The sequence below is a fragment of the Usitatibacter rugosus genome (genome assembly GCF_013003965.1).
In the GTDB taxonomy this organism is placed as follows: Bacteria; Pseudomonadota; Gammaproteobacteria; order Burkholderiales; family Usitatibacteraceae; genus Usitatibacter; species Usitatibacter rugosus.
The window spans coordinates 2,696,695-2,722,632 of record NZ_CP053069.1; the positions used below are offsets into that span (position 1 = coordinate 2,696,695).

The following is a 25,938-nucleotide window of genomic DNA, read 5'->3' on the forward strand; positions in this document are numbered from 1 at the left end:
GACCGGAAGACTTCCATGGCCAGAATCCTCGGCGCCATCGCCAGCTCGCACACGCCGACGATCGGCTTCGCGTACGACAAGAAGAAGCAGGACGATCCCGTCTGGGCGCCGATCTTCGAAGCCTACGGCCCGATCCAGGCCTGGCTCGCGGCGAAGAAGCCCGACGTGCTGTTCCTGGTCTACAACGACCACGTGACGTCGTTCTTCTTCGACCACTACTCGGCGTTCGCGCTCGGCATCGGGGAATCGTGGCCCGTCGCTGACGAGGGTGGTGGCGCACGTGCCCTCCCCGCCGCGGCCGGACATCCCGTGCTGGCCGCGCACATCGGCTCGTCGCTGATGGCCGAGGAATTCGACCTCTCGTTCTTCCAGCACCGCGCGCTCGACCACGGCGTCTTCTCGCCGCTGTCGATGATGCTGCCGCACGAGCCGGCGTGGCCCGCGGCGATCGTGCCGCTGCAGGTCGGCGTGCTGCAGTTCCCGATCCCCACGGCGCGCCGCTGCTTCCGCCTCGGGCAGGCGTTGCGCCGGGCGATCGAGAGCTTCCCGCAGGATCTCGGCGTGGCGATCGTCGCCACCGGCGGCCTGTCGCACCAGGTGCATGGCGAGCGCGCCGGCTTCAACAACACGGCCTGGGATGCGGAATTCCTGGACCTGCTCGAAAGCGATCCGGAGCAGCTCGCGGGCATGACGCACGCGGAATACGCGACGCGCGGCGGCCTCGAAGGATCGGAAGTGATCATGTGGCTCGTGATGCGCGGCGCGATGAGCAAGACGGTGCGCTGCCTGCACCGCACGTACTACCTGCCTTCCATGGCCGGCATCGCCACCGCCATCTACGAGGACGTCGATGCCGTGGTGGATCCCGCCGCGAACGAGCGCGCGCGAGCGGCAGCGGGGCACCAGCTGGCCGGCGTCGAGAAGCTGGCGGGCACGTATCCCTTCGACTTCGCGCGCAGCATCAAGGCCTATCGCATCAACGACTTCCTCCACCGCATGGTGGAACCGGAGCATCGCGCGCGTTTCCTCGCGGATCCGGAAGCCGCCTTCGAAGCTGCGGGGCTCGCCGAGACGGAGCGCGATCTCATCCGCCAGCGCGACTGGCGCGGCATGATCCACTACGGCGTCATCTTCTTCATGCTGGAGAAGCTGGGCGCGGTGGTCGGCGTCTCGAACCTGCATATCTACGCCGCGATGCGCGGCCAGACGCTCGAGGAATTCCAGAAGACGCGCAACACCAAGGTGCTGTACTCGGTCTCCGCCAAATGACCTCCGCGCGCGTCGCCCTCATCGGCTATGGCGAGGTGGGGCGCACGCTGGGACAGGCTCTGCAGCCCCAGGGTCTCGCGGCACTTCGCACGTACGACCTCCAGCTCGAGGATGCCGCTCGGCGTGACGCCATGATTCAACGCGCGCGGGAGGACGGCGTGGAGCCGATCGCGCCCGCGACGGAAGCGGTGGACGGCGTCGATCTCGTCGTCTGTGCCGTCACCGCCGACCAGACCTTGGCTGCCGCGCGCGCCGCCGCCCCGGGCCTGCGCCCCGGCGCGTTCTACGTGGACCTCAACTCCGCCTCGCCGAAGACCAAGTGCGAATGCGCGGCGCTGATCGACGGCGCCGGGGGTCGCTATGTCGAGATGGCCGTCATGACCTCGATCCCACCGCACGGTATCCGCGTGCCGATGCTGTCCGGCGGCCCGCACGCATCGGCCGCGGCGCCGCTCCTCACCGGCCTGGGATTCAACGTCGAGCACGCGTCCGACAAGCTCGGCGTCGCCTCGGCCATCAAGATGTGCCGCAGCGTCATCGTGAAAGGCATGGAAGCGCTCGTGATCGAGAGTTTCCTCTCGGCACGCCGCTACGGCGTCGAAAGAGAAGTGCTCGCGTCGCTCGCCGAGACCTTCCCCGGCATCGACTGGGAAAGGAACGGCAGCTACTTCTTCCAGCGCGTGGTGGCGCATGGGCGGCGCCGCGCCGAGGAGATGCGAGAAGCGGCCGTGACGGTGGGCGAAGCCGGGCTCGAACCGTTCATGGCGAGCGCGATCGCCGATCGCCAGGCGTGGATGGCGGCGCTGAAGGAAGCGGGAGCCTTCGAAGATGCGCCGCGCGACGCGGCGTGGCGAGAGCTCGCCGACCGCATCGCGCGGAACTGAAGTGCGGCGGGGGCCGCACTCCGTGTTGCGTCAGAAGAAGTGCGCGATACCGACGCCGAACGACAAGGTGTCGGCACCGGCCGCGACCGGTCCGCCCACGGGGGGCTGCACGGTGTAGGTGCCCGACTTCTTGTTGTCCACCTTGTAGTAGGTCGCGATCACCTGCGTGCGCTTCGAGAAGTTGTAGACCAGGCCCGCGGAGTAGTAATCCGCCCCGAGGTCCGCGGTCGTGCAGGACGCACCGCCCACTCGGCTGCAGGAACCATCTTCGGCCTTGCCGTACGCCACCCAGAAGCTCGCCTGCCCGAAGTAGTACTCGCCCAGCGCGTAGTAGGCCTTGCGCTTGTAGTCGTTCACGTTGCCCGCGACGGAATCGTCGTTGTGGTACTTGAGCTCCTCGTAGATGCCGGCGAGCCTGAACGATCCGATCCGCCAGATCCCCACGAGCTTGTTGCCCTGGTCCTTGGAGCCCGTGTTGGTGAGCGTGGCCCCCGCGCCGCCGCCCAGCACGGACATGCCGAAGTAGTCCTCGTGCTGCTCGTAGGCGTAGCGAATCGAGAGCGTCCCCCAGTCGTACTGGACGTTGCCGGACCAGATCACCGGAGCGATGCCCGGTGCGGTGGCCGAAGCCGCGGTGCGGCCTTCATCAGCCGAGTACTGGATGCGGCCGGAGAAACCGGCGACCACCGGGCTCCAGTACTGCACGACGTTGCCGTTGCGGCGGTCGAACGCCGCATCGGGAGCAGCGCCGGCTCTCGTGTTCTGCGTGGTCGTGGCCGGAACGCCGAACCCGGGGTTACCCATTACCGGTGTGTAGTCGGCCTGGTAGCCCACGCGGATCGGGTTCACCGGCAGCCCGACCGTCTTGTACGGCGTGTCCCACTGGCCGAGCGACAAGGTGCCCCACCCGCCCTGAAGGCCCACGTTCGAGTTGCGTCCCGCCCAGCCCGGTCCCGGGCTGCCGTCCACGGAGAAGCCGCTCTCCAGCTGGAAGATGACCTTCTGTCCCGCTCCGATGTCCTCCGAGCCCCGCACGCCCAGGTTCGACGTGCCCGCGCTGATGCGGTTGCGCTGCGGATCGTTGACGCCGGTGTACGCATTGCGCATCGAAGGCCGCTCACCCGCAGGCGGCGCCGGGCTGGTGGCACCCGACGTCCTCGTGTTCTCCGCGAACTGGAACACCAGGCCGTAGAGCGTGACGCCTTGCGCTTGCACCGCGCCGCTCGCAACCAGTCCCAAAGTCACGAGCACGGCATAGCGGATCTTTGTCATTGTCGTTTTCATTGCAATCCTCCTCTCGAGTTGTCGTTCGTCCAATCCCAGGGCAATCCCACGTAGTTTTCGGCGAGCGCGGTCGCGGCCGCCTTCGAACGCGTCAAATAGTCCAGTTGCGAAAGCTGCAGGTGGCGATGGAAGGAGTCCTCGCCCGGAAAGCGGTGGAGCATCGAAGTCATCCACCAGGAGAAGTGCTCGCAGCGCCAGACGCGCGCGAGCGCCTCCGCGGCGTAGCGATCCAGGCCCGCGTCGTCGCCGGTGGCGTAGTGCGCGGCGATGGCGGCCGAGAGCAGGCGCACGTCGGCGACCGCGAGGTTGAGTCCCTTGGCACCGGTGGGCGGCACGATGTGCGCCGCGTCGCCGGCGAGGAAGAGCCGCCCGTGGCGCATCGTCTCGCACACGAAGCTGCGCATCGCGACGATGTTCTTCTGCGTGATGCGGCCTTCGCGGAAGGTCCAGCCGTCGTCGGTCTCGAGGCGCGTGTGCAGCTCGTCCCAGACGCGCGCATCGGGCCAGGCCTCGACCGAATCGCCCGGCTCGCACTGGAAGTACAGGCGCTGCAGCGAAGGCGAGCGCGTGGAGACGAGCGCGAAGCCGCGGTCGTGGCGCGCGTAGATCAGCTCCTCGGAAGCGAGCGGTGCCTCGACCAGGATGCCGAACCAGCCAAAGGGATAGGCGCGCGAGTGCTCGACGCGGCTCCTCGCGGGAATCGAGGTGCGGGATACGCCGTGGTAGCCGTCGCAACCCGCCACGAAGTCGCACGCGATCGTGGCCTCGTTGCCCTCCGCGGCGCGGTATCGCACCGTCGGAGCCTCCGTCTCGAGATCGCGCAGGTGCACGTCGCGCACCCCGAACGCGATCGGCTGGCCCGAGCGGACGCGAGCGGCGACCAGGTCCTTGATCACCTCATGCTGCGCATAGAGCGTGATCGAGCGCCCGCCGGTGAGCGCGGAGAGATCGATGCGGCGCGTGCGGCGGTCGAAGCGCAGGTGGATGCCGTGGTGCACCGCGCCCTCGCGCACGAGGCGGTCCCCGAGGCCGGCCTCCTTCAACAGGTCCACGGTGTTCTGCTCGAGCACGCCGGCGCGCACCGTGGCCTCGATCTCGTCTCGCGTGCGGGTCTCGATCACGACCGAGTCGATGCCTTCGCGCTGCAGCAGCACCGACAGCAGCAGGCCCGCCGGGCCCGCGCCGACGATCGCCACCTGCGTGCGCGTCGTCGTCACGGTCAGGCCACCGCCACCAACCGTTGCAGCGTCGCCTGGTCAGCGATCAGCTGGTCGCTCGGCGCCTGGTGCACGATGCGCCCGCGCTCGAGCACCGCGGCGCGTGCCGTGAGGGAGAGCGCCAGGCGCGCGTGCTGCTCCACCAGCACGACCGTCATGCCGCCCTCGCCGATCAGCTTCGCGAGCAGCGCCTTCAGCTCCTGCACGATCACCGGAGCCAGGCCTTCCATCGGCTCGTCCAGGAGCAGGACCTTGGGGTTCATCACCAAGGCCCGCGCGATGGCGAGCATCTGCTGCTCGCCGCCCGAGAGACGATTGCCCGGGCTGTCGCGACGCGCGGCGATGGCCGGGAAGAGCCCGTACGCGTGCTCGATCGTGCAGGGTCCGGGGCGCGCGACCGTCGTGAGGTGCTCGTCCACCGAGAGCGACGGGAACATGCCTCGCTCCTGCGGAACCCAGGCGATGCCGGCGCGCGAGCGCTTGTACGGCGGATCGCGCGCAAGGTCGCGCCCGTCGTAGCGCACCGTGCCGCCGTGCAGGTGCGTGAGGCCCATGATCGTCTTCAGCAGCGTGGTCTTGCCGGCGCCGTTGCGGCCGAGGAGCGCCAGGCTCTCGCCGGCCTGCAGTGCGAGGTCCGTGCCGTCGAGGATCACGGACTCGCCGTACCCCGCGCTCACGCGCTCCAGCCCCAGGCGCTCAGCCATGGTCCGCCTCCCCGAGGTAGACCTGCTTCACGCGCGCGTCGTTGGCCACCTCGGCCGGCGTCCCCTGCGTGAGCAACGCGCCCGAGACCAGCACCGACACGCGCTCGGCGAAGCGGAACACGATTTGCATGTCGTGCTCGATGAAGAGGATGGTCACGTCTCGGGGCAATGCTGCGATCACCTCGAAGACCTCGGCGCTCTGCGCCGACGGAATGCCCGCGGCGGGCTCGTCCAGCAGCAGGATGCGCGGCTTCGTGGCGAGTGCCAGCGCGATCTCCACCAGGCGCTGCTTGCCATACGCAAGGTTGCGGGTCGTCTTGTTCGCCTCCGCGCCGAGGTGGAGCACGTCGAGAAGGTCTCGTGCTTCCCGGGCCGCGGCCCCGTGCGCCGAAACCGGCTGCCACCAGCGGCTCGCGTGGCCTTCGCGCTCGAGGATCGCGAGCACCACCGATTCGAGCACCGTGAGCCCCGGGAACAGCGACGTGATCTGGTAGGTGCGCGTCATGCCGCGGCGCACGCGCTCGTGCTGCGCGAGGCGGGTCACGTTCTCCTCGCCGATGAACACCTCGCCCGCGGTCGGCTCGAGCACACCGGTCAGCAGGTTGATGAACGTGGTCTTGCCCGCGCCGTTGGGGCCGATCAACGCGTGTCGCTCTCCCACGGCGAGCTCGAGGTTCACGTCGCGGTTGGCGACGAAGCCGCCCCACGCCTTGGTGATGCCGGTTGCGCGAAGCGCGGCGTTCATGGGCCCGCTCCCGTCCGGCGCACGCGCTCCGAGATGCGGTCCATGAGACCCAGCAATCCACCGCGAGCGAAGAGCACCATCGCCACCAGCAGCAGGCCGATCCAGAACTGCCAGTAGACCGGGTTCAGCCCCGAGAGCCAGTCCTGCACGATCATGAAGAGCGCCGTGCCGATGGCCGCGCCGTACATCCGCCCCGCGCCGCCCAGCACCAGCATCACCACCAGTTCCGCCGAGCGCTGGAAGCCGAGCGAGTCCAGGCCCACGAACTGCGTGGTCTGCGCGAGGAGCGCGCCCGCGATGCCGGCCAGCGCCGCGCTGATCGTGTACACGACCACCAGCCGCGCGCGCACTGACGCGCCGAGCGCCGGCATGCGACCCGCGTTCTCGCGGATGGCGCGCAGCGACAGCCCGAAGGGCGAGCTCACGATGCGCCGCACGGCCACGAAACCGAGGAACAGCGCAACGAGGCTGTACACGTACGCCGTCTTGCCGGCGAGGTCGAAGGAGAAGACGCCCAGCAGCTTCCACATCGTGACGCCGGTGAGCCCATCGACGCCGCCCGTCACGGGAGTCGCCGTATTGGCCGCTTCGTAGAACAGGAGCCCGATGCCCAGCGTGACCATGAGGCGCGTCAAATCCTTGCCGCGCACGATGAGGAAGCTCGTGGCCAAGCCCACGAGCCCCGCCACCACCGCCGCGACGACAAGACCGGAGATCGGCTCACCCCAGCCGTGGCGCGCCAGCAGCCCCGCCGTATAGGCTCCGACGCCGAAGAACGCCGCGTGGCCGAGCGAGACGATGCCGGCGTAGCCGAGGATGAGGTCGAGCGAGAGCGCGAAGAGCGCGGTGATGAGGATCTGGCTTCCCAGCACCAGGTAGCCGGGCAGCAGGAAGAAGCACGCGACGGGCAGCACCCAGAAGGCGATCTCGGCGCGTGACCAGCGATCCGAGGGCAACCCCGCCGTGGCATCGTCCGCGCGCGGTGCCACGAACGTCCCCTCGGCGGCCCGCATCACGTACGCCTCCCGTAGAGGCCGGCGGGGAACGCGATCAGCAGCACCACCATCAGCGTGTAGATGATGAAGGCGCCGATCTGCGGGACGTAGTACTTGCCCGCGACGTCGAAGATGCCCAGCAGCAGCGCGGCGACGAGCGGCCCGCGGATCGTTCCCGCGCCGCCCACCGCCACCACCAGCAGGAAATACACCATGTACTTGAGCGGGAACGTGGGATCGAGCCCCAGCACGTCGATGCCGAGCGCGCCGCCCAGGCCCGCGAGCCCGCTGCCCAGCGCGAACATCAGGCTGAAGACCAGGCTCACGTTGATGCCCACGCCGTTGGCGACGTCGGCATCGTCCACCGCCGAGCGCACCTGCGCGCCGAAGCGCGTGCGCTCCATCATGACGACCAGCGCCAGCGTGATCACCACCACCACGGCAACCAGGAACAGGCGATAGGCGCCCACGTGCAGGCCCAGCACCTCGACCTGGCCCCGCAGCATCTCGGGCAGGCGCACCGGCTGCTGCGAGGCGCCCCACACCCAGGTGGCCCCCGCGATCGCCATGAACGTGAGCCCGATGCTGAAGAGCACCTGGTCGAGATGGCTGGCCCGGTACAGGCGGCGATAGAGCGTGCGCTCCAGCACCGCGCCCACGGCGGCCGTCACGATGAACGCGATCGGGAGGGTCGCGAGGAAGGGTACGCCCCAGCGTGACATCAGCATCACACACACGTACCCGCCCAGCATCGCGAAAGCCCCGTGGGCGAGGTTCACGAAATTCATGAGGCCCAGCGTCACCGAAAGCCCGATGCTGATGAGGAAAAGCAGGCTCCCGTAGGCGACGCCGTCGAACAGGACGCCGATGAAGTTGGCGATCATGGACGAAGTTTGCCCTCGCCCGGCCCATCCCAGAATTCGATTGCCGCACTAGCAGCTATGCCGCTACGGCATGGACGAACGAGGAAAGCGGCGATCACGGCTTGCCCGGGTCCTTCACGTCGGCGATCTTGTCGAATTCCACGTTGTAGTAGCTGTTGCCGCGCTTCTCGACCTTGCGGACATACACCGTCTGCACGATGTCGCGCGTGGCCGGGTCGATCATGATGGCCCCGCGCGGGCTCGCGAGCTTCATGCCCTTGAAGGCTTCCATCACCTTGTCGCCGTCGATCTTGCCGCCGAGCTTCCTCGTCACCTCGTAGATGCCGGCCATGCCGTCGTAGCCGCCGACCGCCATGAAGTTGGGCCGGCCCTTGTCGGCCGCCACTTCCGCAAACGCCTTGAGGAAAGCCGCGTTCTCCGGCGAGTCGTGCGCCGCGGAGTAGTGGAAGGTCGTGATCATGCCGAGCGAGACATCGCCCATCGCGTCGATCACGTGGTCGTCCGTGATGTCGCCCGTGGCGATCACCTTGATGCCCGCTTGCGCCAGGCCGCGCTCCTGGAAGCCCTTCATGAAGGCGATGCCCTGCTCGCCCGCGGGCAGGAAGACGAACACCGCGTCGGGCTTCGCATCCTTCACGCGCTGCAGGTACGGGGCGAAATCGGGACTGCGCAGCGGCACGCGGATCGAATCGACCACCTGCCCGCCCGCCGCGGTGAACGCGTTCTTGAAGCCGGTCTCGGAGTCGATGCCCGGCGCGTAGTCGGACACGAGGGTGTAGACGCGCTTGATGCCGTTCCGCGCCGCCCATCCGCCCATCGGCGCCGAGACCTGCTGCAGCGTCATCGAGAAGCGTGCGATGTACGGGGACTTGGTGGTGACGATCGAGGAGGCGGCGTTCATCACGACCATCGGCTTCTTCGCCTCGGTCGCCACGTCGGCCACCGCGAGCGCCTCGGGCGTGAGGCCGAAGCCGGCGAGGAAGTCCACCTTGTCGCGCGTCACGAGCTCCTGCGCGTGGCGCTTGGCGATCTCCGGGTTCGGGCCCGTCGTGTCGCGATAGAGGATCTCGACCTTGCGGCCCGCGACCGTGGAGCCGTTCACCTTCATGAACGCCTTGATGCCGCCTTCGAACTGCCGCCCGTAATCGGCGAAGGGGCCGGAGAAAGGCGCGATCACGCCGATCTTGAGCGGCTCCTGCGCAAAGAGCGGAGCGGCGGCGAGCATGGCGGCCGCGAACAGGATTCTCCTCATTTCGTTTCTCCTCCTAGAGATCGAAAAAAACCGTTTCGTGCGGGCCCTGCAGCACGATGTTCCACTCGAGGCTTCCGTCGCCCGCGGGCCGCGCCACGAGCGTGGCCCTGCGCGCAGGCTCCACGAGCGAGAGCAGCGGATCGCTGTCGTGGGTGGCGTCGCCCGGGAAGTACATGCGCGTCACCGCGCGCTTGAGCAAGCCGCGGGCGAACACGCCCACGAGCAGGTGCGGGGCTTGCGATCCGATGCGACCCGGACGGATCGTCGTAAAGGCGAAGGTCCCATCGGACTTTGTCGGCACGCGGCCGAAGCCGCGGAAGGCCGGATTGTCGAAGCGCCCGGCGGGATCGGCCTGCCAGATCTCGAGCAGGCCGTCGGCGATGGGCTTCGCGTCGCCATCGAGCATGCGGCCGCGGATCCGCACGCGCTCGCCCGCGACGCCAGCGGGAGCGATCGTGTCGGTGTCGAGCCAGGCGAGGCCGATCTGCAGGTAGGGCCCGACGGTCTGCGAGGGCGTCGTGGAGGCCATCAGCCCTCCCGCGGCGTGGCGCCGCGGCCCCGCAGCACGATGTCGAAGTGGAACCCCAGCGCGCGCTCGGGAACGGTGAGCTTCCAGTTGAAGGAGGAGACCATCCGCTGGCGCGCTTCGGCGTCCGCGGTGGAGTTGAAGATGGGATCGAAGGCGAGCAGCGGATCGCCCGGGAAATACATCTGCGTCACCAGGCGCGTCATGAAGGACGGGCCGAAGACCGAGAAATGGATGTGCGCGGGACGCCACGCGTTCTCGTGGTTGCCCCACGGATACGCGCCCGGCCGGATGGTGGTGAATTTGTAGCCGCCCTCCTCGTCCGTGAGCACGCGGCCCAGGCCGGTGAAATTGGGATCGAGCGGCGCATCGTGCGTGTCGATGGCGTGCGCATAGCGGCCGGCCGAGTTGCACTGCCAGATCTCCACGAGGGTGTTGGCCGCGGGACGTCCGTCGAGGTCGAGGATCCGCCCGGCCACGACGATGCGCTCTCCCAAGGCCGGCGCATTTCCGTGCTTCGTGAGGTCGTCGTATCCGACGCCGACTTCCTCGCGCGTGAAGCGGGGACCGGCGAGCTCACCCGCGAGCTGCGGAGCCGCGACGAGCGCGTGCGAGGGCGAACGCTTGCGCGTCGAGCCGTAAGGCGCATGCAGGTATTCCGGCTGCGTGCCCGGCAGCGGCTTGCGGTAGTTTTCTTCGTCGGCCACGGCCAACGTCTCCTCGATTTTTCGAGAGCATCCCGGTTGGGCTCGCCCACGTCAAGGGCGATTATTGACACATTGTGCGTTTATCGCCCACACTCCCCCGCCATGGCTCGAACGGCATCCCGCGGCAAGGAACCTCCGCCCGACGCACTCCCCCTGCGCGGCCTCATGGCGCCCGTGCAGGAGATCGAGGCCTTCGCGGGCGATCCCGATTTCATGACGTCGCTCGCTCGCGGGCTCGCCGTGCTCCGCGGCTTCTCGCAATCGCGGCCCCACCAGACCATCTCGCAGTTGTCGCTGCGCACGGGCATCCCGCGCGCCGCCGTGCGCCGTGCCCTGCACACCCTCGCCCGTCTCGGCTACGTGGGCCACGATCCGGACCGCAAGACGTTCTCGCTCCGTGCCAAGGTGCTGACGCTCGGATTCGCCTACTTGAACACGACTCCGCTCACCGCGCTCGCGCAGCCCGTGCTGGATGCCGTGAGCGAGAAGCTCCACGAATCGAGCTCGATGGCGGTGCTGGAGAAGGATGAGGTCGTCTACGTCGTGCGCTCGCGAACCGCCCGGCGCATCATGTCGGTCGACCTCGGCGTCGGAAGCCGGCTGCCCGCCTACTGCACGTCGCTCGGCCGGGTGCTGCTGTCGGGACTTTCGGCACCGGACCTGAACGCCTACCTTTCGCGCATCGACCCCGTGCGCCACACCCAACACACCGTCGTCTCCCGCGAAAAGCTGCGCGCCATCGTCGAGGCCGCCCGCAAGGACGAGTTCGCCATCATCGACCAGGAGCTGGAGGTCGGGCTGCGCTCGATCGCCGTCCCGGTGCGCGACGACCAGGGCCGCATCGTCGCCGCCATCAACGCCGGCACGCAGGTGCATCGCGTGTCGGTGCCGGACCTGGAGCGCCTCTTCCTTCCGGTGCTGCGCGAGGCGGCCGGGGATCTCTGCGTTCCGACGAGGCCGTTGCCATGAGCATGAATCCCGCCGCACGCACGCTGCTGCGCTCCTCCTTCGAGGCGGCCCTCGGCGGCCCGGCGTTCGTGCGCGCGATGCTCGACTTCGAAACCGCGCTCGCCCGCGCGCAAGCCGAGGAAGGCGTGATTCCCGCCTCGTCGGCCGCCGCGATCGAGAACGCGGCCCGGCAGGTGATGGATGCCGAGTCGCTCGTCGCCGAAGGCAAGCGCTCGGTGAGCATCGCCGTGCCGTTCGTCGAGGCGCTGCAGGCGCGCGTGGCCAGCGCCGCGCCCGAGGCCGCCGCCCATGTGCACTACGGCGCGACGAGCCAGGACGCGATCGATACGGCGATGGTGATGGCCGTGCGCCGCTGCCTCGACGAGGCCGACGGCTGCCTCGCCACCGCGGTCGCCGCGCTCGCCACGCGAGCCCGCGAGCACCGCGACACGCCGATGCTCGGACGGACCCTCATGCAGCCCGCGCTGCCGATCACCGCCGGCCTGAAGCTCGCGCGCTGGGCGGCGGCGCTCGAAGGCGACCGCCGGCGCATCGAAGGCGCGCGCGGTGCGCTCGCGATCCAGCTCGGCGGCCCCGTCGGAGCGCTGGAGAAGCTGGGCGCGAAAGGCCCGGCCGTTCGCGCACGGGTCGCACGCCAGCTCGGACTCGTCGACGCGCCCGCGTGGCACACGCATCGCGGCGCGTGGATCGACCTCCTCGACCGCATCGGCAACACCATCCTCACCATCGGCAAGATCGCTCGCGACCTCTCGCTGCTCTCGCAACCCGAGGTCGGCGAGATGATGGAAGCCGCGCCGCGTGCCGGCATCGGGGCGTCGAGCGCCATGCCCCACAAGCGCAATCCCGTCGGCTGCGCCCATGCGCTCGCCGCCGCGACGCGTGCGCCGGGCCTCCTTGCCACCATTCATGCCGCCGCCCTCGGCGAGCACGAACGCGCGCTGGGCGGCTGGCAGGCGGAGCTCGCCACCGTGCCCGAGCTGATGGGCGCGCTCGGATCGAGCCTGGATTTCCTCGAGCGCATCGGCCCTTCGCTGGTCATCGATGCCGCACGCATGGCCGAGAACCTCCGAGCGCAACCCGAAGTGCATGTCGCGGGCGGCGCCTCGAAGGAAGGATTGCGCTCGGCCCTCGACGAACTATTGAAGGAGATCGCACGATGAGCAAGGACGCCTACAAGCGCGGGATGAAGACGCGCCGCAAGGTGCTGGGCGACGAGTGGGTCGATCGCGCCGAGGCGACGAAGACCGGCTTCAACGAGGAGTTCCAGCGCCTCATCACGCTGCATGCGTGGGACGACGTGTGGAACCGGCCGCACTTCGACCATCGCACGCGCCGGCTCCTCACCATCTCGATGCTCGCCGCACAGGGCCACTGGACCGAGTACCGCCTGCACATCGGCGCGGCGTTGCGCTCGGGCGACCTTTCCGTGGACGACATCCGCGAGCTGCTGCTGACGGCGATGATCTACTGCGGCGTGCCGACCGCGAACCACGGCTTCAAGGAAGCGCGCGCGGAGATCGACGCATTCGCCGCCAAGCCGAAGTCGAAGAAGGCGGCGAAGAAGAAGTGAACGCGGTGGCCCTCCACGCGCAGTCGCATGGCACCGGAGCGCCCGTGCTCCTCGCGCACGCCATCGCCTACGACCATCGCATGTGGACGCCGATGCTCGAGCATTTCGGCAGCCAGCGCCAGGCGATCCTCGCGGACCTGCGCGGCCACGGCCAGAGTCCCGTGCCGCCCGGGCCCTACTCACTCGAAGCGATGGCCGACGACTGCGCGGCCCTCCTCGACCGCTTCGGCCACGCGCGCGCCGACTTCGTCGGCCTCTCGCTGGGCGGCATGGTCGGCCAGGCCTTCGCGCTCCGCCACCCGGACCGGGTGAACCGCCTCGTGCTCTCGAACACCAGCAGCTCGTACGGCCCACAGGGACGCGGCCTGTGGGAGGCGCGCAAGAAGCTCGTCCGCGAGAGCGGCATGGCCTCGCTCCACGACCTGATGGTGTCGCGCAACTTCTCCGAGTCTTTTCGCTTGGAGCACCCGGAGAAGATCGCCGTAGCCATGAAGCCGCTCACCGCCACGAGCGTCGAAGGCTACGTGGGCTGCTGCGACGCGATCGCGGAGCTCGATTACACGGCCTCGCTGCCGCGCATCCGCGCACGCACGCTCGTCATCGCCGGCTCGCTCGACCCGGGTACGCCCGTTGCGATGGCCGAGATCCTGGCCGCCGGCATTCCCGACGCAAAGCTCGCCGTCATCGACGGCGCCGCCCACCTGTCCGCCTACGAGAAGCCGGTGGAATACGCGGCGCTCGTCGGACGTTTCCTCGATACCCCGGAGAGCTGAAGGACCGCCATGGAATCCCGGATCATGCCCCTCGCCGACGCCGTGCGCCGCCACGTGAAGGACGGCCAGACGCTCGCCCTCGAAGGCTTCACGCACCTCATCCCCACCGCGGCCGGCCACGAGATCATCCGGCAGAAGCGCCGCAACCTCACGCTGATCCGCATGACCCCGGACATCGTCTACGACCAGATGATCGGCATGGGCTGCGCCTCGAGCCTCGAGTTCTCGTGGGGCGGCAATCCCGGCGTGGGCTCGCTGCACCGCTTCCGCGACGCGATCCAGAACGGCTGGCCCAACGCGGTCACGATCTCCGAGCACAGCCATGCGGACATGGCGGGCCGCTACCAGGCCGGCGCCTCGGGCCTGCCCTTCTCTGTATTGCGCGGCTATGTGGGCTCCGACCTTCCGAAGCACAACCCGAACATCAAGAGCATCACCTGCCCCTTCACGGGCGAGGTGCTCGCCGCCACGCCGGCGATCAACCCGGACGTGACGATCATCCACGCGCAGAAGGCCGACCGGAAAGGCAACGTCCTCATCCACGGGATCATCGGCATTCAAAAGGAAGCGGTGCTCGCCGCCAAGGCCGCGATCGTCACCGTCGAAGAGGTCGTCGAAGACCTCGAGGCCCCGATGAACTCCTGCGTGCTGCCCCACTGGGTGCTGGCCGCCGTGTGCGAGGTCCCGATGGGCGCGCACCCGAGCTATGCCCACGGCTACTACGACCGCGACAACGCCTTCTGCAAGGAGTGGGAGGTGATCTCGCGCGACCGCGACCGCTTCCTCGAATGGATGAACGCCCACGTGCTCGGCACGCCCAACCATGCGCAGTTCCTGGCCTACGCGGGGATCCGATGAGCTTTTCCCAGAGCCACCCGGGCTACACGCCCGCGGAGATCATGACCATCGAGGCGTCGCGGCGTCTCAAGGACGGCACGGTGTGCTTCGTCGGCATTGGCCTGCCCTCGGCGGCAGCGAACCTGGCTCGCCTCACGCACGCGCCCGATGTCGTTCTCATCTATGAGTCGGGAACCATCGGCGCCAAGCCCGACATCCTTCCGCTGTCGATCGGCGACGGCGAGCTGGCCGAGTTCGCCGACACCGTCGTCTCCGTGCCGGAGATCTTCCGCTACTGGCTGCAGGGCGGGCACGTTGACATCGGCTTCCTCGGAGCCGCGCAGGTGGACCGCTACGGCAACATCAACTCCACCATCATCGGCAGCGACTACGCCAAGCCCAAGGTGCGCCTGCCCGGCGCGGGCGGAGCGCCGGAGATCGCGTCGAACGCGAAAGAGACGTGGATCATCATCAAGCAGAGCCTGCGGACCTTCGTCGAGAAGGTGGACTTCCTCACGTCCGTCGGCCACTACGAAGGCGGCGATTCGCGCGCGCGTTCCGGTGCCCGCGGCGCAGGACCGACCGCCGTGATCACGGACCTCGGCGTGCTCACGCCCGATCCGACCACGAAGGAGCTCGTCCTCTCGGCCCTGCATCCTGGCGTGAGCGTCGAGCAGGCGCGCGCGGCCACGGGCTGGGACTTGAAGATCGCGAACCTGATCAAGGACACCGCCCCGCCGACGCAGCTCGAGCTCGTCACCCTGCGCGACCTCCACTCGCGCACGGCAAAGGCGCACGGGATCACGCTCGCGCCCGACTGATCGTTACCACGCACCAAAACGGACCGCGAGGCACCGCTTCCGTGCGCCATTTCGGCGCGCAGCACCTTTTCCCTGTGGGAATCCGCTGGCACGAATGCTGCTGACAGTAAAAGCAGCAGGTCCAGTCACCACTCACAAGGGGAAATCCAAATGCTGCGCCGCAAGTTCATGACCACGCTGGTCTCCGTCGCGCTTGCCGCGTCGGCGGCCCTGGGCACCGCGTACGCCCAAACCGGCGGCACCGTGAAGGTCGGTGTCCTCCATTCGCTTTCCGGGACCATGGCCATCAGCGAGACCGTGCTGAAGGACGTGGCGCTCATGGCCATCGAGGAGATCAACGCCAAGGGAGGCGTCCTCGGCAAGAAGCTGGAGCCCGATGTCGTCGATCCGGCCTCCAACTGGCCCCTCTTCGCCGAAAAGGCGCGCCAGCTGATCTCGCAGGACAAGGTCGTCGTGGTCTTCGGCTGCTGGACCTCGGTGTCGCGCAAGTCCGTGCTCCCCGTGTTCGAGGAGCTGAACGGCCTGCTCTTCTACCCGGTGCAATACGAAGGTGAAGAGCTCTCGAAGAACGTCTTCTATACCGGCGCGGCCCCGAACCAGCAGGCCATCCCCGCCGTCGAGTACCTGATGAGCAAGGACGGCGGCGGTGCCAAGCGCTGGGTGCTCCTCGGCACGGACTACGTGTATCCGCGCACGACGAACAAGATCCTGCGCGCGTTCCTCAAGTCCAAGGGTGTGGCCGAGGCGGACATCATGGAGGAGTACACGCCGTTCGGTCACTCCGACTACCAGACGATCATCGCGAAGATCAAGAAGTTCTCGTCCGAGGGCAAGAAGACCGCCGTCGTGTCGACGATCAACGGCGACTCGAACGTGCCGTTCTACAAGGAGCTGGGCAACCAGGGCCTGAAGGCGACGGATGTCCCGGTGGTCGCGTTCTCCGTGGGTGAAGAGGAGCTGCGCGGCGTCGACACGAAGCCGCTCGTGGGTCACCTCGCCGCGTGGAACTACTTCATGTCGATCAAGGCCCCGGCCAATGACTCCTTCAAGGCCAAGTGGGCCGCGTACGCCAAGGCGAAGAAGCTGCCCGGCGCCGACAAGCCGCTCACCAACGACCCGATGGAAGCCACGTATATCGGCGTCTACATGTGGAAGCAGGCGGTCGAGAAGGCCAAGTCGTTCGACACGGACAAGGTGATCGCCGCCATGGCCGGCCAGACGTTCACCGCGCCCTCCGGCATCACGTCGAAGATGGACGAGAAGAATCACCATCTTCACAAGGCGGTGTTCATCGGCGAGATCAAGGCCGACGGCCAGTTCAACGTCGTGTGGAAGACGCCCGGCCCGGTGAAAGCCCAGCCGTGGAGCCCGTTCATCGCCGGCAACGACAAGAAGAAGGACGAGCCCGAAGGCAAGACCGTGATCGCGGCACCCGCAGCACCCGCGGCACCGAAGAAGTAACCCCCGCACCGGGCGGCGCACGTACGCCGCCCGGGCTTCTCCCTCTCGCTGACGGAAACAACGCTCCATGCGCGCATTGCTGCTGGGCCTGATGTTGCTGTGCGTTCTCCTGGCACCGCCCGCTTACGCGGTCGATGCGGCGCTGGCGCAACGCATCGCCGCCGGCGACAACGACGAGAAGGTCGCCGTCCTCGCGAAGATCGTCGCCGCCGCCGACCCGAAAGACATCCCCTTCCTGCAGTCCCTGGCCGAAGGCACCGTCACCCTCGACGGCAAGCCGGTCGAGATCACCGTGAACAACCGGCTGCGCCGGGAGATCGAGGGCGCGATCGCCGCGCTGAAGCTGGTCGATCCCGACCGCACGACGCGCCTCGCCGCCGCGAAGGAGCTCTCCGGCGGCGCCGAGCCCGGCATGCTGCCGGCCGTGAAGAAGGCGCTCGCTACCGAGAAGGATCCGGAGATCAAGCCGCTGCTCGAGGCCATCATGGCCACGCTCGGCATCAAGTCCACGGACAAGGCCGAGCGCCTGGCGGCCATCAAGACACTCGGAGCTTCGAACAGCCCGACGTCACGCACGCTGCTCGCCGAGCTGAAGGACGATGCCGACGTCGAGATCAAGGCCGCGTCGCAGCAGGCATTGAAAGCAGTCGAAGGCCGCCTCGCCTGGGCCGAACGTGCGGGCCTGCTCTTCGCCGGCATCTCGCTGGGCTCCATCCTGCTGCTGGCGGCGCTGGGCCTCGCGATCACCTACGGCCTCATGGGCGTGATCAACATGGCCCACGGCGAGCTGATCATGATCGGCGCCTACACGACGTACCTGGTGCAGAACCTCTTCCGCGCGCACTTTCCCGGGGCATTCGACGCCTACCTGTTGTTCGCCGTCCCCGCCGCCTTCGCCGCCTCGATGCTGGTCGGCATGGCGCTCGAGCGCACCGTGGTGCGTTTCCTCTATGGGCGCCCGCTGGAGACCCTGCTCGCCACCTGGGGCATCTCGCTCATGCTGATCCAGGCAGTCCGCACGATCTTCGGCGCGCAGAACGTCCAGGTCGAAAACCCCTCGTGGATGTCCGGCGGGATGGAGATCCTCTCCGGGGTCGTGCTGCCCTACAGCCGCATCGTGATCATCGCCTTCGCGGGTGCCGTGCTGGTCGGCATCGGACTGTTGCTCGCGAAGACACGGCTGGGCCTCTTCGTGCGCGGCGTCACGCAGAACCGCGCGATGGCCTCCTGCGTCGGCGTTCCGACGGCGCGCGTGGACATGTGGGCCTTCGGCCTGGGCTCCGGGTTGGCCGGGCTCGCGGGCTGCGCGCTCTCGCAGATCGGCAACGTCGGGCCCGACCTCGGCCAGTCGTACATCGTCGATTCGTTCCTGGTCGTGGTGGTGGGCGGCGTGGGCCAGCTCGCCGGCACGGTGCTCGCGGCCCTGGGCCTCGGCATCGTGAACAAGCTGCTCGAGACCTGGGCGGGTGCGGTCATCGCGAAGATCGTGGTGCTCGTCTTCATCATCCTCTTCATCCAGAAGCGCCCGCAGGGCATGTTCGCGATGAAGGGCCGGGCGGTGGAGTCGTGACGCGCTTCTTCGGCCCGCGCGGCTGGACGATCCTCGCGGCGTGCGCGGCGGTGGTGTTCGTCGTCTTCCCGGTGCTGAACCTCGTGGTGCCGCCCACGAGCGCGTTCCATCTCTCGGCGTTCTGGGTGACGCTGATCGGCAAGATCATGTGCTACGCCATCGTCGCGGTGGCGATGGATCTCATCTGGGGTTACGCCGGCATCCTCTCCCTCGGCCACGGGCTCTTCTTCGCGCTCGGCGGCTACGCCTTCGGCATGTACCTCATGCGGCAGATCGGCGCCGACGGCCAGTACCGCATGAACATGCCCGACTTCATGGTGTTCCTGGACTGGAAGGAATTCCCCTGGCAGTGGTGGAACACAGAGCACTTCTGGTGGGCGGCGATCCTCGTGCTGGTGGTGCCGGCGCTCCTCGCCTACGTGTTCGGCTACTTCGCCTTCCGCTCGCGCGTGAAGGGCGTGTACTTCTCGATCATCACGCAGGCCCTCACCTTCGCCGCGATGCTGCTGTTCTTCCGCAACAACACGGGCTTCGGCGGCAACAACGGCTTCACGGACTTCAAGCGCATCCTGGACATCCCGATCACCACGCCTGAAACGCGCATGGCGCTCTTCGCCATCACCGGCGCGGCGCTGATCGGCACGCTGCTCCTCGGCCGCTTCATCGTCACCTCGCGCTATGGCCGGGTGCTCGCGGCGATCCGCGACTCCGAGACGCGCGTGCTCTTCTGTGGCTACGACACCGTGCACTACAAGCTCTTCGTCTGGACGCTCTCCGCGGTGCTCTGCGCCATCGCGGGAGCGCTCTACGTCCCGCAGGTGGGCATCATCAACCCGAGCGAGATGTCGCCCGCCAACTCGATCGAGATCGCGATCTGGGTCGCGATGGGCGGCCGCGGCACGCTCGTGGGCCCGATCATCGGCGCGTTCCTGGTAAACGGCGGCAAGAGCGTCTTCACGCAGTACTTCCCCGAGTTCTGGCTGTACCTTTTGGGCCTGGTCTTCATCCTCGTCACGCTCTTCCTGCCGGCGGGCGTGCTGGGCCTGCTCGACCGCTGGAGGCGCAAATCGACATGAAGCGCGAGGACCCCGAGGTCGCGCACTGGCGCGACGCCCCGCGGCCCTGGCCGTGGTGGCCGCCCGCGCGCAGCCCCGAGGCGGCGGCCGCGGCGGCCGTCGCCGCGCAGCCTTCGAGCGACGCGAGCTTCGGCCGCAGCGTCGACGGCGAGCTCGACCTCACGAAGGGCGTCGTCCTCTACCTGGACGGCATCACGGTGAGCTTCGACGGCTTCCGCGCACTGAACAACCTCACGCTCACCGTCGACGCGGGAGAGCTGCGCTGCATCATCGGGCCCAACGGTGCCGGCAAGACCACGATGATGGACGTCATCACCGGCAAGACGCGGCCCGACTCGGGCACGGCGTTCTTCGGCCAGACCATCGACTTGACGCGCCTCGCGGAGAACCAGATCGCGCACGCCGGCATCGGCCGCAAGTTCCAGAAGCCCACGATCTTCGCGCACCACACCGTGTTCGAGAACCTCGAGCTCTCGATGAAGGCGGACAAGCGCGTGCGGAAGACCCTCTTCGCCAAGCTCTCCTCCGCCGAGCGCGATCGCATCGCCATGACGCTGGCGCAGATCCGCCTCACCGACAGCGCCGACCGGCAGGCCGGCCTGCTCTCGCACGGCCAGAAGCAGTGGCTGGAGATCGGCATGTTGCTCATGCAGGAGCCGAAGCTGCTGCTGCTCGACGAACCGGTGGCCGGCATGAGCGACGACGAGACGGAGCGCACCGCGGAGCTTTTCCTGTCCCTCGCGGGGACGCATTCGCTGGTGGTGGTGGAGCACGACATGAAGTTCGTCGAGACGATCGCGAAGAAGGTCACCGTGCTGCACGAGGGTTCGGTCCTGGCGGAGGGGTCCCTGGCGGATGTGCAAAACGATCCCCGGGTCATCGAGGTATACCTGGGACGGTGAAGGTTGGGAGTTCGATTGAAAGCACAGAGGACACAGAGGAATCACAGAGGACACAGAGGAAGCGAAAGGGATATACAACATGGTCGAAGCTACTGATCGCAACTTTGAAATCCAGACTTTGGCCTTCCTCTGCGTCCTCTGTGATTCCTCTGTGTCCTCTGTGTTGAATCAAACCCTCTAGGGTTCACGACCATGCTGACCGTTTCGGGCTTGAATCAGTACTACGGTGGGAGTCACATCCTCCGGGATCTCTCATTCGAGGTCCCCGCGGGAAAAGTGACGACGCTCCTCGGCCGCAACGGAGTCGGCAAGTCGACACTCCTCCGAAGCCTCATGGGCGTCGTCCCTGTGACCACGGGCAGCGTGAAGATGGGCGAGACGGACATCACCCACGCGGCACCGTACGTACGCGTGCGCGCCGGCATCGGCTACGTGCCCCAGGGCCGCGAGATCTTCCCGCGCCTCACGGTGGAAGAGAACCTGCGCATGGGCCTCGCGATCAAGCCCGGTTCCACGCCGATCCCCCCGTTCATCTTCGACATGTTCCCGGTGCTGAAGCAGATGATGGGCCGGCGCGGTGGCGATCTCTCCGGTGGGCAACAACAGCAGCTCGCGATCGGGCGAGCGCTCGCCGCCGGTCCGAAGCTGCTGGTGCTGGACGAGCCCACCGAAGGCATCCAGCCCTCGATCATCAAGGACATCGAGCGGGCGATCCGCACGCTCGCCTCGGGCGGCGAGATGGCGATCCTGCTGGTCGAGCAGTACTACGACTTCGCGCGCTCGCTCGCCGACCACTACATGGTGATGGAGCGCGGCGAGATCGTCGCGCGCGGCGCCGGAGCCGACATGGACAAGAACAAGGTTCGCGACCTGCTGGCGGTATGATCGGCGCATGCTCCTCGCCGACCCCGTCCTCGCCGCAGCCTGGCGCGCCGAGCTCGCGCTCGAATTCGAGCGGCGCGGGGAGCGCACGGTCCTCGCGAAGCGCCATCACGACGGCCCCCTCGTCTTCCAGAAGGCGCTCTACCCCGAGGGCGACGCGGTCTGCCACGGCATCATCGTGCATCCGCCGGCCGGCATCGCGGGTGGAGACGAGCTCCACCTCAGCGCAACCGCCGGCGCGGACGCGCATGCATTGCTCACGACGCCCGGCGCCACGAAGTGGTATCGCTCCGCCGGCGCTCTTGCGAGCAGCCATATCGGCTGGAGCGTCGGTGCAGGCGCCGCGCTCGAATGGCTGCCGCAGGAAACCATCGTCTTCTCCGGCGCGCGAGCCCGCATGAACACGCTCGTGGGCCTCACCGGCAACGCTCGCTACCTCGGGTGGGAGATCCTCTGCCTCGGCCGCACCGGCTCCGGCGAGCACTTCGACCGCGGCGAGATGATCGCGGCCACCGAGATCACGCGTGACGGCAAGCCCGTCTTCATCGACCGGCTGCGCGTCGAAGGCGGCGGGCCGATGCTCGACTCGCCCGCGGGATTGCACGGCGCCCCGGTCACGGCCACGTTCGTCGCGGCTTGCGACACGCTCGATGCGAACCACGTCGCGCAATGCCGCGAAGTCGAAGCCCCCGCGCACGGCGACGGCGCGATCACCCGGCTGCCCGGCGTGGTCGTCGCCCGCTACCTGGGAACCCGCACCGACGCCGCGCGCGAATGGTTCACGCGACTGTGGCACGTGCTGCGGCCCGCCGTCCTGCAACGCGAGGCTCACGAGCCGCGCATCTGGCGCACCTGACATGGAACTCACCCCCCGCGAGAAGGACAAGCTCCTCATCTTCACCGCCGCGCTCGTCGCGGAGCGGCGCATGGCCCGCGGCCTCAAGCTGAACTATCCCGAGGCGGTCGCGTTCATCTCCGCCGCGATCATGGAAGGCGCGCGCGACGGCAGGACCGTCTCCGAGCTGATGGGCTGGGGCGCGACGCTGCTCACGCGCGACCAGGTGATGGAGGGCGTGCCCGAGATGATTCCCGAGATCCAGGTCGAGGCGACGTTCCCGGATGGAACGAAGCTGGTCACTGTTCATCATCCGATACCGTGAAGGTGGATGCGATGAATTTGAAACACAGAGGACACAGAGGTGGCACAGAGGAAGGGCGATTCATGTTTCGTGCTGGCTCCGCTCGCCGCCGTGCCCAACCAGGATTGGCTTTCCTCTGTGTCCTCTGTGCCACCTCTGTGTCCTCTGTGTTGAAAACAATCATCCATCTCGAGACCCTGCACCCATGATCCCCGGCGAAATGAAAGTCGCCGCAGGCGACATCGAGATCAACAAGGGCCGCGCGACCGTGAAGCTCGAGGTGACCAACACCGGCGATCGTCCCGTGCAGGTCGGCTCCCACTATCACTTCTTCGAAGTGAACGACGCGCTCTCGTTCGACCGCGTGAAAGCACGCGGCTTTCGCCTGAACATCGCAGCCGGAACCGCGGTGCGCTTCGAGCCCGGCCAGACGCGCGCGGTGGAGCTCGTCGCACTGGCTGGAGAGCGCAAGGTCTACGGCTTCCAGGGCAAGGTCATGGGGAAGCTCTGACATGGCGAAGATCTCGCGCCAGGCCTATGCGGAGATGTTCGGCCCCACCACGGGGGACCGCGTGCGCCTCGCCGACACCGAGCTGTGGATCGAGGTCGAGAAGGACTACACGGTCTACGGCGAGGAAGTGAAGTTCGGTGGCGGCAAGGTGATCCGCGACGGCATGGGCCAGAGCCAGCGCCTGTCGAAGGAAGTCGCCGACACCGTCATCACCAACGCGCTGATCATCGACCACTGGGGCATCGTCAAAGCCGACATCGGTTTGAAGGGCGGCCGCATCTGGAAGATCGGCAAGGCCGGCAATCCGGACATCCAGCCCGCGATCACGATCCCCATCGGCGCCGGCACGGAAGCGATCGCGGGCGAAGGCATGATCGTCACCGCCGGCGGCATCGACAGCCACATCCACTTCATCTGCCCGCAGCAGATCGAGGAGGCGCTGATGTCGGGCGTCACCACGATGCTGGGCGGCGGCACGGGCCCCGCGACGGGCACCTTCGCCACGACGTGCACGCCCGGCCCGTGGCACATGCATTCGATGCTGCTCGCCGCCGAAGCCTTCCCGATGAACCTGGGCTTCCTCGGCAAGGGCAACGCATCGCAACCCGGTCCGCTTCGCGAGCAGGTGAAGTCCGGCGCGATCGGTCTCAAGCTCCACGAGGATTGGGGCACCACGCCCGCGGCCATCGATTGCTGCCTCACCGTCGCCGACGAGATGGACGTGCAGGTCGCCATCCACACGGACACGTTGAACGAGTCGGGCTTCGTGGAATCGTCGGTGGCCGCGATGAAGGGCCGCTCGATCGCGACCTTCCACACCGAAGGCGCGGGCGGCGGACATGCGCCGGACATCATCCGCGTGTGCGGCGAGCCGAACGTGCTCCCCTCCTCCACCAATCCCACGATGCCGTATACGGCCAACACCATCGCCGAGCATCTCGACATGCTGATGGTCTGCCACCACCTTGACCCGGCCATCGCCGAGGACGTGGCGTTCGCCGAGTCGCGCATCCGCAAGGAGACGATCGCGGCGGAAGACATCCTCCACGATCTGGGTGCCTTCTCGATGATGTCCTCGGACTCGCAGGCCATGGGCCGAGTGGGCGAGGTGATCATCCGCACCTGGCAGACGGCGCACAAGATGAAGGTGCAGCGCGGGGCCGCCAAGGGCGATCCGAAGACGCACGACAACGCGCGCGTGAAGCGCTTCATCGCGAAGTACACGATCAACCCCGCCATCGCGCATGGCATCGGCCACGCGGTGGGCTCGATCGAGCCGGGCAAGATCGCCGACCTCGTGATCTGGAAGCCCGCGTTCTTCGGCGTGAAGCCGTTCGTGATCCTGAAGGGCGGCATGATCGCCGCCGCCGCGATGGGCGACCCCAACGCCTCGATCCCCACGCCGCAGCCCGTGCACTATCGCCCGATGTTCGGTGCGTTCGGCGGAGCGCTCCGGACCTCGGTCACGTTCCTGTCGCAGGCCGGATTCGACAATCCGGAAGTGCAGGCGCTCGGTCTTGCGCGCCAGCTCGAAGTGGTCAAGAACATCCGCAAGGTCGGCAAGAAGGACATGGTCCACAACACGTGGCAGCCGAAGATCGAGGTCGACCCCGAGACCTATGTCGTGAAGGCGGACGGCGAGCTGCTCACGTGCGAGCCGGCGAAGGTCCTCCCCATGGCCCAGCGCTACTTCCTCTTCTGATGGTCGAGCTCCGCAATCGCGTGTTCGTCCGCGGCGTGAAAACGAGTGCCCGGCTCTCCCTGACCTTCGATCGGCGTACCAAGACACGCCAGCGCGCAACACTCGAGGGGGGCGAGGAAGTCGCGATCTTCCTGCCTCGCGGCGAAGTGCTGCGCGGAGGCGACATCGTCGCGGCGAGCGACGGCCGCCTGGTCGAGGTGATCGCGAGCCCCGAAGCCGTGCTGCATGTCACTTGCACGTCGCCTCGCGAGCTGGCGCGTGCTGCCTATCATCTCGGCAACCGCCACGTGCCGGTCGAGGTGGGCGAAGGATTCCTGCGCATCGCGGCCGATCATGTGCTGGAGGAGATGCTGCGCGGCCTCGGCGCTACGATCGAGCCGATGAGCGCCGCGTTCGAGCCCGAAGCCGGAGCGTACGGCGGTGGGCATCGACACGGCGATGATCACGACCACGGCCATGATCACGATCACGAGCACGATCACAAACACGATCACGAGCACGGTGAGCACTGCGACCACGAGCACGGACCTCCGCCCCATCCGGCACGCATCCATCACTTCGGGAAGAAGGATGGCTAAGCCCACTGCATTGCCTCTCGCGCGCCTGCTGCAGCTGGCCAGCCCCGCACTGCCCGTCGGAGCTTTCAGCTATTCGCAGGGGCTCGAGGCCGCCGTCGATGCAGGGATCGTCCGTGACCGCGCGAGTGCCGTCCGTTGGGTGGGTGATGTCGCGGCCCTTTCGCTGGCACGCTGGGAGCTCCCGCTGCTCGCGAGGCTGATCACGGCCTGGCATGCGAAGGACACGGACACGGCCACCGCGATCAATGCCCGATTCCTCGCCAGCCGCGAAAGCGCGGAGCTGCGAGCCGAGACCGTGCAGATGGGCTACTCGCTCGCGCGCCTCGCCGCACAGCTTCCCATCGACGGGCACGAATCGCTGGAAGCCCTCGAAGAGCCCGCGTTCCCGACCGCCTATGCGTTTGCCGTCGCGGCCTGGAGCGTCCCGGAGCGCGAAGCACTCGTCGCCTATCTCTGGTCGTGGATGGAGAACGCCGTGATGGCCGCCGTGAAGTGCGTGCCCCTCGGCCAGACCGACGCGCAGCGCGCCTTGCTCGAGCTGGGGGACCGCATAGAAGCCCTCGTCACCGAATCCCTGGAGACCGGCGAGGAGGCGATGGCGCCGTCCCTGCCGCATCTCGCGCTGCTGAGTAGCCGGCACGAGACCCAGTACACGCGCCTCTTCCGCTCATGAGGACTGC

28 protein-coding genes are annotated in these 25,938 nt (G+C 67.8%); 19 read left to right on the top strand and 9 right to left on the bottom strand.

Annotated elements, in window-relative coordinates:
- Positions 1-15: 15 nt before the first annotated feature.
- Together DSM104443_RS12685 and DSM104443_RS12690 are read left to right on the top strand one after the other, a co-directional pair.
- Positions 16-1,269 (top strand): gallate dioxygenase, encoded by a 1,254-nt coding sequence (locus tag DSM104443_RS12685; RefSeq protein WP_171092761.1) that lies wholly within the window; start codon positions 16-18, stop codon positions 1,267-1,269.
- On the top strand, positions 1,266-2,153 hold the full coding sequence (locus tag DSM104443_RS12690) for an NAD(P)-dependent oxidoreductase (protein WP_171092763.1): 888 nt from the start codon (positions 1,266-1,268) through the stop codon (positions 2,151-2,153). The genes DSM104443_RS12685 and DSM104443_RS12690 overlap by 4 nt, the downstream gene beginning before the upstream one ends.
- Positions 2,154-2,183: 30 nt before the next feature.
- On the opposite strand, the gene DSM104443_RS12695 is transcribed toward DSM104443_RS12690, so the two are convergent.
- The 9 genes from DSM104443_RS12695 to pcaH form a co-directional block, all read right to left on the bottom strand.
- A complete protein-coding gene (locus DSM104443_RS12695) occupies positions 2,184-3,437 on the bottom strand; it encodes a porin (RefSeq protein ID WP_171092765.1) in 1,254 nt (417 codons plus the stop codon).
- The gene (locus DSM104443_RS12700; RefSeq protein WP_171092766.1) at positions 3,434-4,654 is read right to left on the bottom strand and encodes a 4-hydroxybenzoate 3-monooxygenase; all 1,221 of its coding nucleotides are present in this window, start codon (positions 4,652-4,654) and stop codon (positions 3,434-3,436) included. Before DSM104443_RS12700 ends, DSM104443_RS12695 begins: the two co-directional genes overlap by 4 nt.
- A 2-nt stretch (positions 4,655-4,656) precedes the next feature.
- A complete protein-coding gene (locus tag DSM104443_RS12705) occupies positions 4,657-5,358 on the bottom strand; it encodes an ABC transporter ATP-binding protein (protein ID WP_171092768.1) in 702 nt (233 codons plus the stop codon).
- The gene (locus DSM104443_RS12710) at positions 5,351-6,103 is read right to left on the bottom strand and encodes an ABC transporter ATP-binding protein (RefSeq protein ID WP_171092770.1); all 753 of its coding nucleotides are present in this window, start codon (positions 6,101-6,103) and stop codon (positions 5,351-5,353) included. The genes DSM104443_RS12705 and DSM104443_RS12710 overlap by 8 nt, the downstream gene beginning before the upstream one ends.
- Positions 6,100-7,116, bottom strand: a complete 1,017-nt coding sequence (locus DSM104443_RS12715) for a branched-chain amino acid ABC transporter permease (RefSeq protein WP_171092772.1) — start codon at positions 7,114-7,116, stop codon at positions 6,100-6,102. The genes DSM104443_RS12710 and DSM104443_RS12715 overlap by 4 nt, the downstream gene beginning before the upstream one ends.
- Complete coding sequence (locus DSM104443_RS12720; RefSeq protein ID WP_171092774.1) at positions 7,116-7,982, bottom strand: branched-chain amino acid ABC transporter permease; 867 nt, start codon at positions 7,980-7,982, stop codon at positions 7,116-7,118. Before DSM104443_RS12720 ends, DSM104443_RS12715 begins: the two co-directional genes overlap by 1 nt.
- Positions 7,983-8,076: 94 nt before the next feature.
- Positions 8,077-9,234 (bottom strand): ABC transporter substrate-binding protein, encoded by a 1,158-nt coding sequence (locus DSM104443_RS12725; protein ID WP_171092776.1) that lies wholly within the window; start codon positions 9,232-9,234, stop codon positions 8,077-8,079.
- A 13-nt stretch (positions 9,235-9,247) separates the two neighbouring features.
- Positions 9,248-9,763 carry a protocatechuate 3,4-dioxygenase subunit alpha gene (gene pcaG, locus DSM104443_RS12730; protein ID WP_171092778.1) on the bottom strand — a complete coding sequence of 172 codons (516 nt, stop codon included), beginning with the start codon at positions 9,761-9,763 and terminating at the stop codon, positions 9,248-9,250.
- On the bottom strand, positions 9,763-10,467 hold the full coding sequence (gene pcaH / locus DSM104443_RS12735; RefSeq protein WP_171092780.1) for a protocatechuate 3,4-dioxygenase subunit beta: 705 nt from the start codon (positions 10,465-10,467) through the stop codon (positions 9,763-9,765). Before pcaH ends, pcaG begins: the two co-directional genes overlap by 1 nt.
- Positions 10,468-10,569: 102 nt before the next feature.
- Here pcaH and DSM104443_RS12740 point away from each other — a divergent pair, with 102 nt between their 5' ends.
- From DSM104443_RS12740 to DSM104443_RS12820, 17 genes are all read left to right on the top strand, one after another.
- On the top strand, positions 10,570-11,436 hold the full coding sequence (locus tag DSM104443_RS12740) for an IclR family transcriptional regulator domain-containing protein (protein WP_171092782.1): 867 nt from the start codon (positions 10,570-10,572) through the stop codon (positions 11,434-11,436).
- A complete protein-coding gene (locus tag DSM104443_RS12745) occupies positions 11,433-12,596 on the top strand; it encodes a lyase family protein (protein ID WP_171092784.1) in 1,164 nt (387 codons plus the stop codon). The genes DSM104443_RS12740 and DSM104443_RS12745 overlap by 4 nt, the downstream gene beginning before the upstream one ends.
- Entirely contained in the window at positions 12,593-13,006 is a 414-nt protein-coding gene (locus DSM104443_RS12750) for a carboxymuconolactone decarboxylase family protein (protein ID WP_171092786.1), read from the top strand. Before DSM104443_RS12745 ends, DSM104443_RS12750 begins: the two co-directional genes overlap by 4 nt.
- Positions 13,003-13,779 carry an alpha/beta fold hydrolase gene (locus DSM104443_RS12755; RefSeq protein WP_171092788.1) on the top strand — a complete coding sequence of 259 codons (777 nt, stop codon included), beginning with the start codon at positions 13,003-13,005 and terminating at the stop codon, positions 13,777-13,779. Before DSM104443_RS12750 ends, DSM104443_RS12755 begins: the two co-directional genes overlap by 4 nt.
- A gap of 24 nt (positions 13,780-13,803) precedes the next feature.
- Complete coding sequence (locus tag DSM104443_RS12760) at positions 13,804-14,637, top strand: CoA transferase subunit A (RefSeq protein ID WP_212756656.1); 834 nt, start codon at positions 13,804-13,806, stop codon at positions 14,635-14,637.
- Complete coding sequence (locus tag DSM104443_RS12765) at positions 14,634-15,437, top strand: CoA-transferase subunit beta (RefSeq protein WP_171092792.1); 804 nt, start codon at positions 14,634-14,636, stop codon at positions 15,435-15,437. Before DSM104443_RS12760 ends, DSM104443_RS12765 begins: the two co-directional genes overlap by 4 nt.
- Before the next feature lie 150 nt (positions 15,438-15,587).
- A complete protein-coding gene (gene urtA, locus DSM104443_RS12770; RefSeq protein ID WP_171092795.1) occupies positions 15,588-16,898 on the top strand; it encodes an urea ABC transporter substrate-binding protein in 1,311 nt (436 codons plus the stop codon).
- Between the two features lie 67 nt (positions 16,899-16,965).
- On the top strand, positions 16,966-18,468 hold the full coding sequence (urtB, locus tag DSM104443_RS12775; RefSeq protein WP_171092797.1) for an urea ABC transporter permease subunit UrtB: 1,503 nt from the start codon (positions 16,966-16,968) through the stop codon (positions 18,466-18,468).
- A complete protein-coding gene (gene urtC / locus DSM104443_RS12780; RefSeq protein ID WP_171092799.1) occupies positions 18,465-19,544 on the top strand; it encodes an urea ABC transporter permease subunit UrtC in 1,080 nt (359 codons plus the stop codon). Before urtB ends, urtC begins: the two co-directional genes overlap by 4 nt.
- Entirely contained in the window at positions 19,541-20,446 is a 906-nt protein-coding gene (urtD, locus tag DSM104443_RS12785; protein ID WP_171092802.1) for an urea ABC transporter ATP-binding protein UrtD, read from the top strand. Before urtC ends, urtD begins: the two co-directional genes overlap by 4 nt.
- 192 nt (positions 20,447-20,638) lie before the next feature.
- Positions 20,639-21,331, top strand: coding sequence for an urea ABC transporter ATP-binding subunit UrtE (gene urtE, locus DSM104443_RS12790; RefSeq protein WP_171092804.1), 693 nt, complete (start codon positions 20,639-20,641; stop codon positions 21,329-21,331).
- A gap of 7 nt (positions 21,332-21,338) precedes the next feature.
- Positions 21,339-22,184 carry an urease accessory protein UreD gene (locus DSM104443_RS12795; protein ID WP_171092806.1) on the top strand — a complete coding sequence of 282 codons (846 nt, stop codon included), beginning with the start codon at positions 21,339-21,341 and terminating at the stop codon, positions 22,182-22,184.
- A 1-nt stretch (position 22,185) separates the two neighbouring features.
- Positions 22,186-22,488, top strand: coding sequence for an urease subunit gamma (locus DSM104443_RS12800; RefSeq protein ID WP_171092809.1), 303 nt, complete (start codon positions 22,186-22,188; stop codon positions 22,486-22,488).
- Between the two features lie 184 nt (positions 22,489-22,672).
- Positions 22,673-22,978, top strand: a complete 306-nt coding sequence (locus tag DSM104443_RS12805; protein ID WP_171092811.1) for an urease subunit beta — start codon at positions 22,673-22,675, stop codon at positions 22,976-22,978.
- 1 nt (position 22,979) lies between these two features.
- A complete protein-coding gene (gene ureC, locus DSM104443_RS12810) occupies positions 22,980-24,680 on the top strand; it encodes an urease subunit alpha (protein WP_171092813.1) in 1,701 nt (566 codons plus the stop codon).
- Positions 24,680-25,258 (top strand): urease accessory protein UreE, encoded by a 579-nt coding sequence (ureE, locus tag DSM104443_RS12815; protein WP_171092815.1) that lies wholly within the window; start codon positions 24,680-24,682, stop codon positions 25,256-25,258. The genes ureC and ureE overlap by 1 nt, the downstream gene beginning before the upstream one ends.
- Positions 25,251-25,931, top strand: coding sequence for an urease accessory protein UreF (locus DSM104443_RS12820; protein ID WP_171092817.1), 681 nt, complete (start codon positions 25,251-25,253; stop codon positions 25,929-25,931). Before ureE ends, DSM104443_RS12820 begins: the two co-directional genes overlap by 8 nt.
- Positions 25,932-25,938: the final 7 nt, after the last annotated feature.

Coding starts and splice junctions, on each gene's coding strand:
- DSM104443_RS12685 (WP_171092761.1), top strand. CDS start 16: ATGGCCAGAATCCTCGGCGCCATCGCCAGCTCGCACACGCCGACGATC.
- DSM104443_RS12690 (WP_171092763.1), top strand. CDS start 1,266: ATGACCTCCGCGCGCGTCGCCCTCATCGGCTATGGCGAGGTGGGGCGC.
- DSM104443_RS12695 (WP_171092765.1), bottom strand. CDS start 3,437: ATGAAAACGACAATGACAAAGATCCGCTATGCCGTGCTCGTGACTTTG.
- DSM104443_RS12705 (WP_171092768.1), bottom strand. CDS start 5,358: ATGGCTGAGCGCCTGGGGCTGGAGCGCGTGAGCGCGGGGTACGGCGAG.
- DSM104443_RS12710 (WP_171092770.1), bottom strand. CDS start 6,103: ATGAACGCCGCGCTTCGCGCAACCGGCATCACCAAGGCGTGGGGCGGC.
- DSM104443_RS12715 (WP_171092772.1), bottom strand. CDS start 7,116: ATGCGGGCCGCCGAGGGGACGTTCGTGGCACCGCGCGCGGACGATGCC.
- DSM104443_RS12720 (WP_171092774.1), bottom strand. CDS start 7,982: ATGATCGCCAACTTCATCGGCGTCCTGTTCGACGGCGTCGCCTACGGG.
- DSM104443_RS12725 (WP_171092776.1), bottom strand. CDS start 9,234: ATGAGGAGAATCCTGTTCGCGGCCGCCATGCTCGCCGCCGCTCCGCTC.
- pcaG (WP_171092778.1), bottom strand. CDS start 9,763: ATGGCCTCCACGACGCCCTCGCAGACCGTCGGGCCCTACCTGCAGATC.
- DSM104443_RS12740 (WP_171092782.1), top strand. CDS start 10,570: ATGGCTCGAACGGCATCCCGCGGCAAGGAACCTCCGCCCGACGCACTC.
- DSM104443_RS12745 (WP_171092784.1), top strand. CDS start 11,433: ATGAGCATGAATCCCGCCGCACGCACGCTGCTGCGCTCCTCCTTCGAG.
- DSM104443_RS12750 (WP_171092786.1), top strand. CDS start 12,593: ATGAGCAAGGACGCCTACAAGCGCGGGATGAAGACGCGCCGCAAGGTG.
- DSM104443_RS12760 (WP_212756656.1), top strand. CDS start 13,804: ATGCCCCTCGCCGACGCCGTGCGCCGCCACGTGAAGGACGGCCAGACG.
- DSM104443_RS12765 (WP_171092792.1), top strand. CDS start 14,634: ATGAGCTTTTCCCAGAGCCACCCGGGCTACACGCCCGCGGAGATCATG.
- urtA (WP_171092795.1), top strand. CDS start 15,588: ATGCTGCGCCGCAAGTTCATGACCACGCTGGTCTCCGTCGCGCTTGCC.
- urtB (WP_171092797.1), top strand. CDS start 16,966: ATGCGCGCATTGCTGCTGGGCCTGATGTTGCTGTGCGTTCTCCTGGCA.
- urtD (WP_171092802.1), top strand. CDS start 19,541: ATGAAGCGCGAGGACCCCGAGGTCGCGCACTGGCGCGACGCCCCGCGG.
- urtE (WP_171092804.1), top strand. CDS start 20,639: ATGCTGACCGTTTCGGGCTTGAATCAGTACTACGGTGGGAGTCACATC.
- DSM104443_RS12795 (WP_171092806.1), top strand. CDS start 21,339: ATGCTCCTCGCCGACCCCGTCCTCGCCGCAGCCTGGCGCGCCGAGCTC.
- DSM104443_RS12800 (WP_171092809.1), top strand. CDS start 22,186: ATGGAACTCACCCCCCGCGAGAAGGACAAGCTCCTCATCTTCACCGCC.
- DSM104443_RS12805 (WP_171092811.1), top strand. CDS start 22,673: ATGATCCCCGGCGAAATGAAAGTCGCCGCAGGCGACATCGAGATCAAC.
- ureC (WP_171092813.1), top strand. CDS start 22,980: ATGGCGAAGATCTCGCGCCAGGCCTATGCGGAGATGTTCGGCCCCACC.
- ureE (WP_171092815.1), top strand. CDS start 24,680: ATGGTCGAGCTCCGCAATCGCGTGTTCGTCCGCGGCGTGAAAACGAGT.
- DSM104443_RS12820 (WP_171092817.1), top strand. CDS start 25,251: ATGGCTAAGCCCACTGCATTGCCTCTCGCGCGCCTGCTGCAGCTGGCC.